Origin of the sequence: Oscillibacter sp. ER4 (assembly GCF_000765235.1) — a bacterium.
GTDB lineage: Bacteria > Bacillota > Clostridia > Oscillospirales > Oscillospiraceae > Hominicoprocola > Hominicoprocola fusiformis.
The window spans coordinates 1-14,174 of the sequence record NZ_JPJG01000076.1; the positions used below are offsets into that span (position 1 = coordinate 1).

The 14,174-nt window shown below is 58.4% G+C and carries 14 protein-coding genes and 1 tRNA gene; 7 read left to right on the plus strand and 8 right to left on the minus strand.

Annotation, left to right across the window (positions count from 1 at the left end; all coding sequences use genetic code 11):
• Nucleotides 1-112: 112 nt before the first annotated feature.
• Nucleotides 113-943 (minus strand): pantothenate kinase, encoded by an 831-nt coding sequence (locus NI20_RS0111605; protein WP_033121564.1) that lies wholly within the window; start codon nucleotides 941-943, stop codon nucleotides 113-115.
• Between the two features lie 170 nt (nucleotides 944-1,113).
• Between NI20_RS0111605 and NI20_RS0111610 the strand changes: the two genes are divergently transcribed.
• The 3 genes from NI20_RS0111610 (at nucleotide 1,114) to NI20_RS0111620 (ending at nucleotide 4,395) form a co-directional block, all read left to right on the plus strand.
• Nucleotides 1,114-2,580 (plus strand): nicotinate phosphoribosyltransferase, encoded by a 1,467-nt coding sequence (locus NI20_RS0111610; RefSeq protein ID WP_033121565.1) that lies wholly within the window; start codon nucleotides 1,114-1,116, stop codon nucleotides 2,578-2,580.
• A 55-nt stretch (nucleotides 2,581-2,635) separates the two neighbouring features.
• Nucleotides 2,636-4,189 (plus strand): cardiolipin synthase, encoded by a 1,554-nt coding sequence (cls, locus tag NI20_RS0111615; protein WP_033121566.1) that lies wholly within the window; start codon nucleotides 2,636-2,638, stop codon nucleotides 4,187-4,189.
• Nucleotides 4,190-4,321: 132 nt separating this feature from the next.
• A tRNA-Gln gene (locus tag NI20_RS0111620) sits at nucleotides 4,322-4,395 on the plus strand.
• Between the two features lie 229 nt (nucleotides 4,396-4,624).
• Here NI20_RS0111620 and NI20_RS0111625 read toward each other — a convergent pair.
• A complete protein-coding gene (locus tag NI20_RS0111625) occupies nucleotides 4,625-5,014 on the minus strand; it encodes a hypothetical protein (protein WP_033121567.1) in 390 nt (129 codons plus the stop codon).
• A 289-nt stretch (nucleotides 5,015-5,303) separates the two neighbouring features.
• Between NI20_RS0111625 and NI20_RS0111630 the strand changes: the two genes are divergently transcribed.
• Genes NI20_RS0111630 through NI20_RS0111640 form a run of 3 tightly spaced genes read left to right on the plus strand, consistent with a single transcriptional unit; the run spans nucleotide 5,304 to nucleotide 8,076 of the window.
• On the plus strand, nucleotides 5,304-6,071 hold the full coding sequence (locus NI20_RS0111630; protein ID WP_033121568.1) for a ThiF family adenylyltransferase: 768 nt from the start codon (nucleotides 5,304-5,306) through the stop codon (nucleotides 6,069-6,071).
• Nucleotides 6,068-7,189, plus strand: coding sequence for a cysteine desulfurase family protein (locus tag NI20_RS0111635; RefSeq protein ID WP_033121569.1), 1,122 nt, complete (start codon nucleotides 6,068-6,070; stop codon nucleotides 7,187-7,189). The genes NI20_RS0111630 and NI20_RS0111635 overlap by 4 nt, the downstream gene beginning before the upstream one ends.
• A gap of 44 nt (nucleotides 7,190-7,233) precedes the next feature.
• A complete protein-coding gene (locus tag NI20_RS0111640; protein ID WP_033121570.1) occupies nucleotides 7,234-8,076 on the plus strand; it encodes an ATP-binding protein in 843 nt (280 codons plus the stop codon).
• A gap of 88 nt (nucleotides 8,077-8,164) precedes the next feature.
• Here the strand turns inward: NI20_RS0111640 and sufU are convergent, their stop codons facing one another.
• From sufU to NI20_RS0111670, 6 genes are read right to left on the minus strand one after another with little or no spacing between them, the layout of a single operon-like run.
• Complete coding sequence (sufU, locus tag NI20_RS0111645; protein ID WP_033121571.1) at nucleotides 8,165-8,602, minus strand: Fe-S cluster assembly sulfur transfer protein SufU; 438 nt, start codon at nucleotides 8,600-8,602, stop codon at nucleotides 8,165-8,167.
• The gene (locus NI20_RS0111650; protein WP_033121572.1) at nucleotides 8,592-9,806 is read right to left on the minus strand and encodes an aminotransferase class V-fold PLP-dependent enzyme; all 1,215 of its coding nucleotides are present in this window, start codon (nucleotides 9,804-9,806) and stop codon (nucleotides 8,592-8,594) included. Before NI20_RS0111650 ends, sufU begins: the two co-directional genes overlap by 11 nt.
• A gap of 1 nt (nucleotide 9,807) precedes the next feature.
• Complete coding sequence (locus tag NI20_RS0111655) at nucleotides 9,808-10,713, minus strand: SufD family Fe-S cluster assembly protein (protein ID WP_052084648.1); 906 nt, start codon at nucleotides 10,711-10,713, stop codon at nucleotides 9,808-9,810.
• Between the two features lie 13 nt (nucleotides 10,714-10,726).
• On the minus strand, nucleotides 10,727-12,133 hold the full coding sequence (gene sufB, locus NI20_RS0111660; protein ID WP_033121577.1) for a Fe-S cluster assembly protein SufB: 1,407 nt from the start codon (nucleotides 12,131-12,133) through the stop codon (nucleotides 10,727-10,729).
• Between the two features lie 26 nt (nucleotides 12,134-12,159).
• Complete coding sequence (gene sufC, locus NI20_RS0111665; RefSeq protein ID WP_033121574.1) at nucleotides 12,160-12,906, minus strand: Fe-S cluster assembly ATPase SufC; 747 nt, start codon at nucleotides 12,904-12,906, stop codon at nucleotides 12,160-12,162.
• An 11-nt stretch (nucleotides 12,907-12,917) separates the two neighbouring features.
• Nucleotides 12,918-13,364 carry an Rrf2 family transcriptional regulator gene (locus tag NI20_RS0111670; RefSeq protein ID WP_033121575.1) on the minus strand — a complete coding sequence of 149 codons (447 nt, stop codon included), beginning with the start codon at nucleotides 13,362-13,364 and terminating at the stop codon, nucleotides 12,918-12,920.
• Nucleotides 13,365-13,495: 131 nt separating this feature from the next.
• Here NI20_RS0111670 and NI20_RS0111675 point away from each other — a divergent pair, with 131 nt between their 5' ends.
• Nucleotides 13,496-14,056 carry a hypothetical protein gene (locus NI20_RS0111675; protein WP_033121576.1) on the plus strand — a complete coding sequence of 187 codons (561 nt, stop codon included), beginning with the start codon at nucleotides 13,496-13,498 and terminating at the stop codon, nucleotides 14,054-14,056.
• The last annotated feature ends 118 nt before the right edge of the window (nucleotides 14,057-14,174 follow it).

A 14,174-nucleotide genomic window follows, 5' to 3' on the forward strand; every position in this document is an offset into this window, starting at 1 on the left:
CGCCTGCAATTCACAGACAGCAAGCCCTTTCAGCTGCTTGAACAATTTTTACTTCAGAATATTGTCTAACTTTTTGGGGTCACTTCACAGGCACTTTCTTGAATAGTTTTCGTCAATTTTCTCTCACGCTGTACAGCGCCGCGCCGATGGCGGTAGCAAACGTCGCGTTTTCGGGAATAATAAAATTGACATGGTAGAGCTGTTTGAACAGCTCGAACGTCTCCCTTGCCGGCGGCAGCATCGTCAGCGCGCCTGTGAGGACGACCGTGTCCGTGCCGCAGCACTTGCACGCGAGCACCGACATTGTGCCGATGGACTGGAGCACCAGGTTGACAATGCCAAGCATCTTGTCCGACGGCGTCGCGTCGTCGGCGACCTTGGCAAAGTTCGCCGCCGTGGCCTCGGGCGGCAGATCGCCCACCTGCTCGCGCGAGAGGTCGGCCATCGTCAGGTCGATGTGGCTGAGGTCGCCGTCCTGGCAGAGCTTGCGGATCAGCGCGTACTGGTGCACGCCTGTCGTCAGCGAGCTGAGGCCCGCGAGCGTGCCGCCGCCCACGCCGCTGCCGATGAGGTGACGGATCTCTCCGCCCTTGTTGGCCCAGAGAAACGACGTGCCCGTGCCCATACTGACGACGACCGCGTGCTCCTTGCCCGAGAGGGCAAGGCCGCCCACGCCGACAGAGGGGAATTCTTCGACCTTGATGGTCTTCACACCGTAGATATCGCCCTCGACATACGAAGAGCCTACGCCCGTGAGCGCGATGTGGCGGATGTCGGAGAGCTGGAGATGATGTGTGGAAAGGAAATTGCCCATCGCGCCGTAGAGCGAGGTGAGCGGATCGTCAGCCTTGACGCGCAGCATGTCGATGACGGAAAGATCGGGGGCAAGACCGACGATCTTCGTGCTCGAACCGCCGATGTCAATGCCTAAAATAACACCCATTGTGATGCTCCGTTTCTTTAGAAAGTCCCTTTATCATAGGGGACGCAATGGATAAAGTCAAGTAAAAAGCGGAAAAAGGGCGGAAAGCCTTGCTTTATTTTGGTATGCAGGATATAATGCACCTATTACAAGGCGCGGCACAGTCCGCGCCGTGACACTATGAGGTGACTATGAAAACCGATCAGAAGCTCAATATGACCATGCTCTGCGACTTCTACGAGTTGACTATGGGCAATGGTTACTTGAAAGCAGGGTTCCAGGATCGCATTACCTATTTCGACGTTTATTTCCGCTCGGTGCCGGACGGAGGCGGGTACGCCATTGCCGCCGGTCTTGACCAGCTGATCGACTATATCGAGGATCTGCACTTCGACCAGCAGGACATCGACTACCTGCGCGGGAGAGGTATCTTCTGCGAGGAGTTCCTCGACTATCTTGCAAACTTCCACTTCAGCGGCGACATTTACGCCGTGCCCGAGGGCACGCCCATCTTCCCGAAAGAGCCGATGGTCGTCGTGCGCGCGCCCGCGATCGAGGCGCAACTGCTTGAAACGTTTGCGCTTTTGACCGTGAACCATCAGAGCTTGATCGCCACCAAGGCCAACCGCATCGTCCGCGCCGCCAAGGGCCACGCCGTGATGGAGTTCGGTTCCCGCCGCGCGCAGGGATCCGCCGCCGCCATCGACGGCGCTCGTGCTGCCTATATTGCGGGTTGCTGCGGCACTGCCTGCACCATCTCCGACCAGCTCTACGGCACGCCCGCGCTCGGCACGATGGCCCACGCCTGGGTGCAGATGTTCGACACCGAATATGACGCATTCGCGACCTACTGCAAATACTATCCGCAGAACGCCGTCCTGCTCGTCGACACCTATAATACCTTAAAGTCCGGCATTCCCAACGCCATCAAGGCGTTCAACGATATCTTGAAGCCGCTCGGCATTAAAAAGTGCGGCATCCGCCTGGACAGCGGCGACATCGCCTATCTTTCCCGCAAGGCGCGTAAGATGCTCGACGAGGCGGGCTGGACGGAGTGCACCATCACCGTTTCGAACTCGCTCGACGAGTACCTCATTCAGGACCTCTGGATGCAGGATGCGAAGATCGACGCCTTCGGCGTCGGTGAGCGACTCATTACCGCCAAGAGCGAGCCGGTCTTCGGCTGCGTCTATAAGCTCGTCGCAGTGGAGGACAAGGACGGCAATATCGTCCCCAAGATCAAGATCAGCGAGAATGTCGGCAAGATCACGACACCGCATTTCAAGAAGCTTTACCGCTTCTACGGCCGCGACACCGGCAAGGCCATCGCCGACTATCTGACGGTCTACGACGAGACCGTGGACGACAGCCAGAATCTTGAGATCTTCGACCCCGACGCCACGTGGAAGCGCAAGGAAGTCTATCACTTCGAAGCGCGCGAGCTGCTCGTGCCCATCTACCAGAAAGGCAAGCTCGTCTACAAGCGTCCCGGCATCGAGGAGATCAAAAAATACTGCGCCGAGCAGGTCGATACCCTCTGGGACGAGGTCAAGCGCTTCGATAACCCGCATAACTATTATGTGGACCTCTCGCAGAAGCTCTACGACATCAAGACCGAGCTTTTGAACGAGAAGAACGAGCGCTACGAGAAGAACTGAGGAAAACAAAAAATCAAAAACAGGGAACAGCCAACAGGAGGGGACTGAGACTGCGATGAAGGGATTCCAGATTCAGCAAAAGGGCGAGCGGCGCATTTCTGCGGCGCTGCGGATCATGCTGGTCGTCGTCCTGCTTGCGGTGCAGATCGGCTTTGTTGTCGCCATCTCCTACTTTATGCAGGAGTATCTGGCGCTGGCCTACGGCGTCGTACAGGTCGGCGCGCTGTTCCTTGCGGTGCATATCTACAATGAACCAGGTGAGCTTTCCTATAAGCTCATCTGGTTCATCCTGCTTTTGCTGGCCCCGCCGGTGGGTATGATTCTCTGGTTCCTCTGGGGCGGCGCGGCGCAGAAGCGCCATCTGCCGCAGAACACCAAGCGCTTTCCTGACGAGCCGGAGAGCGTGCGCATGCGCAGTGAGATCGCCGTCGACAAGCTCACGCGCCAGCTGCCCGCTTGGTCGCGCACGGCAAACTACCTCTGCCGCCGCGACTTCCAGCTCTATCAGAATACCTCCGTCACCTATTTTCCGGAGGGGGCGGCGCTGCTGCACGATATCATCGCACGCGCGGCAAAGGCGGAGCGCTTTATTTTCCTTGAATACTTCATTCTGGCCGAGGGGAAGCTCTGGGATGAGCTTGAAAAGATCCTCTGCGCCAAGGCACGCGAGGGCGTTGAGGTCAAGATTATTTTCGACGACTTCGGCAACATCAAGCGCTTTTCCGGCGAGACGATCGACCGTCTGCGCGAGGTGGGCGTCGAGGTATTCATCTTCAACCCCGTGCACGAGTATGTGAACCGCCTGCACTTCAACTACCGCGACCACCGCAAGATCGCCTGCATCGACGGTGACGTCGCCTACACCGGCGGCGTGAACATCGCCGACGAGTACGCCAATATCATCGAGCGCTTCGGCTACTGGAAGGACAGCGGCGTATGTCTTGAAGGCGAGGGCGCCTGGGGCCTGACGGCAAGCTTTATCCGCATGTGTGTGAACCTCGGCGGCGTGATGCACAACGAGCACGACTATTACCGCCCCCATACGCCGGTCAAAAGCGAGGGCTTCTGCCAGCCGTTTACCGACGGACCGCAGAACAACCCCGACAATCCGGCCGAGGATGTGTTCCTCCAGATGATCTCCGGCGCGCGGCGCTTCCTCTATATCACGACGCCGTACTTCATCCCCGATGAGAGCCTGATGCGTGCATTGTGCATCGCGGGCGACGGGGGCGTAGACGTGCGGCTGATGCTGCCGGGCAAGCCTGACCACTGGTACGCCGACTGCGTGGCGGAGTCGTACTTTGGCGAGCTCATCAAACACGGCGTAAAGGTATACCGCTATACCCCTGGCTTTCTGCACGGAAAAAGCATCATGGTCGACCGCGAAGCAGCCTTTGTTGGCTCGGCGAATATGGACTACCGCAGCTTTGAGCTCGACTATGAGTGCGGCGTGATGGTCTACAGCGCGCCGATGATCGAATCGCTGCTCGAGGATATGGATATGATCGTCGACCACAGCCGTCTCGTCACAAAAGAGGAGTGGGCTAAGCGCAGCGTACTGCGCCGCGTGTTCGAGCCGCTGCTGCGCTTGTTTGCCATCTGGATGTGACAGGAAAATGGGGAAGAGGCAGGAATTTTCCAAATTTTGATTTTTTAGAAAATTTCCTGTTGACAAATGCAAAGTTCCTGCTATAATAACATTTGTTCGCTGAACGACACAGCGCGGCGAACAACGCAATATAGCGGGATTGTGTAATGGTAGCACAGCGGACTCTGACTCCGTATGTGAGGGTTCGAATCCTTCTCCCGCTGCCACTGAGAAGTCTGAAACCGTAAGGTTTCGGACTTCTTTTTTCTGTTTGACCCTTTATCTGACCCTTTAACCGTTTTGCAGCTTCTTTCCACAGATGGTGTGCTGCATATAGGCTTCCATTCGATTTGCACTGTCCTGTTTCAGCACCAGTGAAAAAAGGGCAAGGGAAAAGCTCCTCAACGCTTTTCCCTTGCCCTTTTGCATCTGTCATGGTGTACAGCTTAGCACCGGTTATTTGAGTGGCTCCTCGCCGCGGTGCAGATCATTCCAATCGCTGACGAATTCGTCGGGGGTCCAGTCGATGTCATCGTTTTCGGGGTGCGAGATCAGATTGTCGGCCGCGGCGGCGATGGCGGCGGCTTCGCTGCGGGGAAGGGACGAGAGGTATCTGATGCGGATGTCGCTGACGAGGTCCCAGTAGGCGGCGCGGGCAAAGGCGTCGATATTCGCAGCCTTGATGCCGAGAAGGCCGACGAGAGGCTCCTGCTCGTGGGCATCGTACCGGTCCTGAATCGTCTCGAAAATATCGCCCGCGTCGCCGCCGTATCGGGTCAGCAGAGAAATGAGGTTCGTTTCGGGAAAAAGCTCCTGAAAACGTGCGGAAATGGAATTGGTAGGCATAATGGTTCTCCTTGCAGATTCATTGTGTTATCCATAGTGTCACACAACAGGCCGCAAAAGTCAACATGGATGAAATCATCCGCCGCGCGGGCCGCGATTCTGGTCATGCGGCGGTTGACAGTGCCGGTCCACTCGTGCTATGATACGAAAACCAACAATCATACTATGTTTGTGGATGTAAAAGGCGTAACGCAGACATTTTTCCAACGTCAGGCGAAGGATCGGCGAGAGCCGATAAGAATAGCTTGACGATCAATCTGCTTGAATTTTTCAAAATCGGGGAGAGAGTATGCTCAATCAGTTTTCAAGAACGCAGCTGCTTTTAGGTCAGGATGGCATGGAGCGGCTGTACAACGCCCGCGTAGCCGTGCTCGGCATCGGCGGCGTGGGCGGCTACACGGTGGAGGCGCTGGTGCGCAGCGGCGTCGGCACGCTGGACCTCATCGACGACGACCGGGTGTGCCTGACGAACGTGAACCGCCAGATCTTCGCCACACGCAAGACCGTGGGACAGTACAAGGTGGACGTGGCGGAGGAGCGCATCAAGGAGATCAACCCGAACGCAGTTGTTCACACTTACAAGACGTTTTACGCGCCGCAGACGGCGGATCAATTTGACTTCACGCAGTATGACTACATCGTGGACGCCATCGACACCGTGACCGGCAAGCTGGGGCTCATCGAGCAGGCGCAGAGAGCGGGAACGCCCATCATCAGCAGCATGGGCGCGGGGAACAAGATGGACGCGTCCGCGTTCGAGGTGACGGACATCTACAAGACCTCTGTCTGTTCGCTGGCGAGAGTGATGCGCCGCGAGCTCAAAAAGCGCGGCATCAAGAAGCTAAAAGTTGTCTACTCCAAAGAGCCGCCCATCACGCCGCTGGACGACATATCCATCAGTTGCCGGACACACTGCATCTGCCCACCGGGCACGGCGCACAAGTGCACGCAGCGGCGGCAGGTTCCGGGCAGCAATGCCTTTGTGCCCGCCGCGGTCGGCCTGCTCGTCGCGGGCGAGGTCGTCAAGGACCTGACCGCGTGGGAGAGACCGTTATGATCTATCTTGATTACTCTGCCAACACGCCGGCAGACCCTACCGTGCTGGACGCGTTCTATCAAACGGAGCGGCGCTATATCGGAAACCCCAATTCCACCCACCCCGCAGGGTGGGCAGCGCAGGTGGAAATGGCCCGGGTGACGGACGGCATCGCGGAACTTCTGGGCGCAGCGCCCGAGGAGATCATCTACACCTCCGGCGCGAGCGAACCCAACAACCTTGCGCTCAAGGGCATCGTGCAGGCGTCCCGCCATGTGGGAAAGCACATCATCTCCACGGCGCTGGAGCATTCCTCCGTGGGCGGTGCGCTGTCCGCATTGCAGCAGCAGGGCTGCGAGGTCGACCTCGTGGACATCCGGCGGGACGGCACCATTGATTTGGAACATCTGCGCGAGCTTTTGCGAAAGGACACGGTGCTCGTCGCCATCTGCGTGGTGGACAGCGAACTCGGCACGGTGCAGCCAATCCAAGAGATCGCGGATATTTTGAAAGACTACCCCAACTGCCGCCTCCATGTGGACGCGACGCAGGCCGTGGGGAAGACCAAGCTGGTGCTCTCCGGTGTGGACACAATGAGCATTGCGCCGCACAAGTTTTACGGCCTGAACGGCAGCGGCCTGCTGGTCAAAAAGAAGGACCTTGTCATCGAGCCGCAGATCCACGGCGGCGGCAGCACCACGCCCTATCGCAGCGGTACGCCCGCACTGGGCATGGCGATGTCGATCGAGAAGGCGCTGCGTTTGGCGATCGAAAATCAGAACGAGCGCATCGCACACGTTGCGGCGCTGAATCGTCTGCTGCGCGCGGAGCTTGCGAAGTATCCAAAAGTCCGCTTCAACAGTCCGGAAAACGCCGTGCCGCACATTTTGAATCTGAGCGTCAACGGCGTCAAGGGGACGGCTTTTCAGCAGGAGCTGGGAAAAAATGATGTCTGCGTGTCCGTGAAGTCCGCCTGCTCGGTGGAGGGGACGCCGTCCAAGGCGGTCTACGCGGTGAGCCGCGACCGGAAAAACGCGCTGTCCTCGTGGCGCATCAGCCTCAGCCACCTGACAACAGAGGCGGAAATCGCGGAATTTCTGCAAATTTTTGACCGCTGCTATCGGGAGCTTGCGCAATGAACGCTCCGCCGCGGCGGAAGCTATCAGAGAAGAGGGAGTTATCCATGCCAAGAACGTTAGAGCCCTATCAGATGATCGAGCGGAGCATCATCAAAAAATACCGCGACGAGCTGTGGAAACCGTTTGTCTATGCGGTGAAAAAATATGAACTCATTCAGGCGGGGGACAAGATCGCCGTGTGCATCTCCGGCGGCAAGGACTCGATGCTGATGGCAAAGCTCATGCAGGAGCTTCACCGCCACAGCGACGTGCCGTTTGAGCTGGTGTTCCTCGTCATGGACCCAGGCTACAACGCCATCAACCGCCAGCGCATCGAGGGCAACGCGGCGCTGCTGCACATCCCCATCACGGTATTCGAGACCAATATCTTCGAGGTGGCCAACAGCACGGACAAATCGCCCTGCTACCTCTGCGCCCGCATGCGGCGCGGCCACCTTTACAGCAAGGCCAAGGAGCTCGGCTGCAACAAAATCGCGCTGGGTCATCACTTTAACGATGTGATCGAGACGACAGTGATGGGCATGTTTTACGGCTCGCAGCTGCAGGCCATGCTGCCAAAGCTCCACAGCGACAACTTTGAGGGCATGGAGCTCATCCGCCCGATGTACTGCATCCACGAGGAGAACATCATCGCCTGGCGGCAGTACAACCAGCTCGAGTTTATCCAGTGCGCCTGCCGCTTTACAGAAAACTGCACCATCTGCGACAACGGTGGAGGCGGCTCAAAGCGTCAGGAAATCAAGACCCTGCTGCGCCGCTTAAAGCGGGACAACCCCAACATCGAAAAATCCATCTTCAACAGCATCCACACCGTCGCGCTCGACACCTTCCCCGGCTACAAGACAAAGGGAGAAGTGCACTCGTTTTTGGAGCATTACGACCAATGAGCAGGGGAGAGGGGCGGAAAATTCGGCAAAGGCCGAATTCTCGCCCTCTTTTTATTATTTTGATTTGAAATTCAACGGAGTAACAGCGTTACGACAGCTCGTCCCCGTCCAGCAGGGCCTCTTTCAGCGTGCGCCAGCCGAGCACCGCGCATTTGACGCGCGCGGGCATATGGGCGATATCACGGAGAGCCGAGGCCTCTTCCAAGCTGTCGATCTCGTCTTCCGACGCCTCGCCCTGGATCATTTTCAGGAAGATCTCGCCCATTTTCAGCGCGTCTTCCTTCTTTTTGCCGACGATCATGCCGAGCATGATGTCCGCCGACGCCTGCGAGACGGCGCAGCCGTCGCCGACGAACGCGCCGTCCGCGATCACATCGCCGTCAAGCTTCAGCTTGAGGAAGATGTCGTCGCCGCAGCTCGGGTTGACGCCCTCGAGTACGATGTCGGCGTCCGGAAGGTCGTGCTTGAACTCCGGATGCAGGTTGTGCTCGGTGAGAATTTCATTGTAAAAGCTTCTATTTTCCATAACCCATTCGCTCCCTTAGCGTGGAAATGCTGTCAAGCAGCCGCTCGACCTCGGATTCCTTGTTATAAAACGCGAGGCTTGCCCGCGCGGTGGACGGGTGCTTCAAATAGGCCAGAAGCGGCTGCGCGCAGTGATGGCCTGCGCGGATGGCGACGCCGTCGCTCGCGAGGATCTCACTGATGTCGTGCGGGTGAACACCGTCCACCGTAAAGGTGATGATGCCGCAATGCTCCTCGGGCTTTTCCGAGCCCAGCACGTGGACGTGCGGCATCTCGTCGATCGCGTCCATCGCGCGGCGTGTCAGCGCGACCTCTTGCTGATGCATCGCTGTAAAGCCGATGCTCTTGACATAGTCAATGGCCGCATGCAGGCCCACGGCGTCTGCCGCGTTGACCGTGCCGGCCTCGAACTTGTGCGGGAGCTCGGCGAAGACCGCACCATCGCGGGCGACAGATTCAATCATCTCGCCGCCGGTGAGGAACGGCGGCATGGCGTTCAGCAATTCTTCCCGTCCGTAGAGAACGCCGATGCCCATGGGGCCGTAGACCTTGTGGCCGGAGAAGGCGAAGAAATCCGCGTCCAATGCTTGCACGTCCACCGGAATGTGCGGCGTGCTCTGCGCGCCGTCGACGACCAGCACCGCGCCGGCGCGGTGCGCCAGCGCCGCGAGCTCGCGGATGGGATTCACGCGGCCTAAGACGTTCGAAACGTGTGTGCAGGCGACGATCTTTGTTTTCGGCGTGATGAGGGCTTCGACCTTATTTAAGTCCAGCGTGCCGTCCATTTCGCATTCCATAAATTTGAGCGACGCGCCGGTCTGGCGGCAAACCATCTGCCAGGGGAGAAGGTTGCTGTGGTGCTCCATGATGGAGACGAGCACCTCGTCCCCGGCCTTCACGTGGGAGAGACCGTAGCTGTAAGCCACTAAATTGATGCTCTCGGTGGTGTTGCGGGTAAAGATGATCTCGCGGCTGCTCTTTGCCTTCAGAAAGGACCGAACGGCCTCGCGCGCGTTTTCGTAAGCCTCCGTCGCGGCGATGCTCAGGGGATAGAGGCCGCGGAGCGGGTTGGCGTTCTGACTTTTATAAAACTCCGTTACGGCGTCCAGCACACACTGCGGGCGCTGCGCCGTCGCGGCGTTGTCCAGATACGCAACATCCTGACTCTTGAGCAGAGGGAAGTCGTCCCGATATGCATGCGCCATCTTACAGCACCTCCTCAAGCTCGGAGAGGATCGCGGCCTGCGCCGCTTCATCCTCGATCGTGCGGGCCAGCCGCTCGATGGCGGCGCGGGCCATGATGTTTTCCGCCTCCGCTGCGGAAATGCCGCGGCTTTCAAAGTAGAACAGCGTGTCCTCGTCCAGCTCGCCGATGGTCGCGCCGTGGTTGCCGACGACGTTTTCCTCGGCGCACAGGATCAGCGGCACCGTCTTGTTGACGACGCCGTCGCCCAGCATCAAAACCGTCTCCTGCTCGCTGCCGACGGAGCCCGCGGAGCCCTTCTTAAAGTCGATGGTCCCGCGGAAGATCTTCTGCGCGTCGTCCTTGAGCGCACCGGCGGCATTGATTTCGCTCGTGGTCTTCTGGCCCCAGTGGTTCACGACAAGGTTCATGTCCACGGTCTGCTGTTTCTGGCCCAGATACCCGATGCCCGCCGTGAAGCCCGCGCCATTGCCGTTCAGCTCGAACTGGCCGTCGCTGTACACGTCGCCGCGGCCCAGCAGGACCTGGATCAGCTCTACCTGACCGTTTTCGGCGCACTCGCCGCTCGTTTCCAGACGGAGCAGCGAGTCCTGTGCCGCATTCTGAATCTGCACGAGCCGCACCTTTGCGTCCTTTTCAACGTGGAGCGCCGTGCGCACGAGCAGGCCCTTTTCCGCTCTCAGCGTTTCAAACACCGTGACGGTCTGGCCCGCGGGCGCGTGGATGTCGACCGTCTTCTCGCCGCGCTCGCCAGAGCCAGTGATCTCAAGCCGCTCGGTCTGACCGGCGGCGGTGATTTTCTCTTCGCCCAAATCGTCGGCCTGCCCCCAGGCGATGGCCGTTTCGTTCACACCCAGCCGGTTCCAGGTACGGGTCGGGAGCCGGTTGATCAAAATCGTATCGTTCATATCCAAACTCCTTTCAGCCAATGCTGCCCTTCATCTCGAGCCGGATGAGGTTGTTCATTTCCACCGCGTACTCCACCGGCAGCTCCTTGGAGACATTGTCGGCAAAGCCGCTGACGATCATCGCGCGCGCGTCTTCCTCGCTCATGCCGCGGCTCATCAGATAAAAGACGGCTTCGTTGCTGATCGCGCCGATCTTGGCCTCATGGCCGATGGCCGCGTCCTTCGTGCGGATGTCCATTGCGGGGATGGTGTCGGAACGGGACTCGGAGTCCAGCATCAGCGACTGGCACGACACGGCGGACTTGGCGCCCTTGGCGCCCTTTTCCACGACAACGCTTGAGCGGAATGTGCTGATGCCGCCGCTCTTGCTGATCGAGCGCGTGTTCATATAGGAGCTCGTATTTTTGCCCACATGGACGACCTTTGCGCCGGTATCGAGGTTCTGCCCCGCACCGGCGAACGTAACGCCGGTGAACTCCATGCGGGAATTGTCACCCTTTAAGATGCTCATGGGGTACAGGCAGCCAACATGGGAGCCGAAGGAGCCGGAGATCCACTCGATCGTGCCGCCCTCTTCCACAAGCGCACGCTTGGTATTCAGGTTGTACATGTTCTTCGACCAGTTTTCGATCGTCGAGTAGCGGAGTTTGGCCCCCTTCTTGACGTACAGCTCCACGCAGCCAGCGTGGAGGTTTGCCACGTTGTACTTCGGCGCGGAGCAGCCCTCAATGAAGTGCAGGCTCGCGCCCTCGTCCACGATGATGAGCGTGTGCTCAAACTGGCCGGCGCCCTTGGCATTCAGGCGGAAGTAGGACTGCAGGGGAATGGAGAGGTGTACGCCCTTGGGCACGTACACGAACGAGCCGCCGGACCACACCGCGCCGTGGAGCGCCGCGAACTTGTGATCGTGGGGCGTCACGAGCTTCATGAAGTACTTGCGCACCATGTCGGCATATTCGCCCTTTATGGCGCTCTCCATATCGGTGTAAACCACGCCCTCGGCCGCCACGGAATCCTTGACGTTGTGATAGACAAGCTCGGAGTCGTACTGCGCACCCACACCGGCGAGGGATTTTCTCTCCGCCTGCGGGATGCCAAGGCGCTCGAAGGTCTCCTTGATGTCCTCCGGCACGTCCTTCCAGTCGTTGCGCATCTTGGTGTTCGGGCGAACGTAGGTCGCGATATGATCCATATCAAGGCCCTCAATCGACGGGCCCCAGTTGGGGATCTTCATTTCATTGTAGATCTGGAGGGATTCGAGCCGGAACTGCTGCATCCACACGGGATCGTCCTTCTCAGTGGAGAGCTTTTCGACGATCTCCGGCGTCAGGCCGGATTCCATGCGGTACGCGTCGTTTTCCGCGTCCCGAATGTCGTAGACACTGCGGTCCACATCCTCCACGTAGGTTTTTTCTTTCAAATCTGCCATGTCAAGAGCCTCCCGATTCAGTCTTCCTTCAGGCTGCTGAATCCCTTTTCGTTGATCTCATCCACCAGTTCGGCGCCGCCGTTGCGGACGATGACGCCCTCTTCCATCACGTGGGCCGCGTCCACATGGAGCGCTTCCAGAATGCGCGTGGAGTGGGTGATGATGAGAAGCGAGCCGTGCGTCCGCTCGCGGAACAGGCGCACGCCCTCGCTGACGGTGCGGACTGCGTCGACGTCGAGGCCGGAGTCGGTCTCATCGAGAATCGCGAGCTTGGGCTCGAGCATGAGCATCTGCAAAATTTCGGCCTTTTTCTTCTCGCCGCCGGAGAAGCCCACGTTCAGGTCGCGCTCGGCATAGCTCTCGTCCATGTTCAAAAGCGCCATGGTCTCTTTGAGCTTTTTCTTGAAGTCCCACAGGCGCAGGCGGTCGCCGGTCTTCTGCTCGAGCGCGCTGCGGATGAACGCGCTCAGCGTTACGCCGGGGACCTCCAGCGGGTTCTGGAAGGACAGGAAAATGCCCTTTTTCGCGCGCTCGTTGACGGGGAGCTCCGTGATGTCCTCGCCGTTAAAAATGATCGAACCGCCGGTTACGCTGTAGGTCGGATTGCCGGTGATGGCATAGCCCAGCGTCGACTTGCCGGTGCCGTTGGGGCCCATCAGCACATGGGTCTCATCCTGTCCCACGGCCAGATCCACACCGTGGAGAATTTCCTTTTCCTCGACCCGCACGTGCAGGTTCTGAATCTCTAAAAGTGCCTTACTCATATTGAACCACCTTATCTTCTTTCCGTGCCGTTCAGGACGGCCGGTGTTTTTTCATTGACTCGCATGAATTGCGCCAGCGTATGATTGTCGACATAGCTGTTGATCTGGTCTTCCAGCCCCTGCCAGAAAAGCCGCGCGTCGCAGTCGCAGGAAGCGCCGCAGCCGGAGCCGTCCTCAGACTGGCACGCGATCGGCGACAGATTTCCCTCCACCGCCCGCAGAATTTCACCTACGGGGTAATCCTCGGGGGAGCGGGTCAGGCGGTAGCCGCCCGATTTGCCCACGGCGCTCTCGACCAAGTTCGCACGGCTCAGCGCGGCCATGATGGTCTCCAAGTACTTTTTAGAGAGCTGCTGGCGCTGCGCGACATCGCTCAGGCGGTGCCATTCGCTGCCTCCGTGCTCGGCCATATCCAGCATGACCCGCAAAGCGTAGCGCCCTTTTGTTGAGATCATCATGCGGCATGCCTCCTTGCTCATAATTGCCTACCTTGTAGATAGGAATTTTAACGCTTAATTCCTACTGTGTCAATAGGTGTTTACAAAAAATTTGATTTATGATGATAAAAAGCACTGTGCAGCTGTGACAAATGTCTGCCGCGCAGCGCTTGGACGAGGTCTTCGGCCTGCCGTGCGGCTCGGAGGTGTATGTGCTGAATGACTTTAAGTCCTCTGCCTATGACGCGGTGCGCCTTTTTGAAACGCTGGGCCTCAACCAGTTCCGCTATATCCCGTTTTACCCCGGTGCGAAGGATGATGGCGTTGCGCGCCCGCTTATCACGTTTGGCGAATACGACGATCAATGTCACTATTTGCCGCGGTGCATTGAAAAGATCATCGATGTTGGCATCCGCACTATCGATATCAGCACGATCGTCGAGATCATGCTGCGTCTCGGCCTGCCGGACGAGAAAATGCATCAGGTCACGGCGAAGTATGTGAAGGATCTGATCGCGCTCACGCGGGAGATCAACCACCTCAACCACAACAACGAATCCATGCGCCGCGAGATGGAGACGGTCGTGCAGACGGTGGACGAGGGGATCATCACGCTGGATGCCCGCGACAATGTCCTCGTCTTCAACGCGGCAGCGGACTCTACGATTATTATGGAAAGAGGCTTGCGATCTCGCTTTCCGAGGTCAGATTGAATGAGGAACATGCGGAAAAGGTCTATGGCAATACCGCACAGAAAAGATGCGGAATAAAGGCAAGTGTGGTAAAATATAGGCATGGATAAGCAAGTAAGCCTGTCTGGCCTGAGCGATG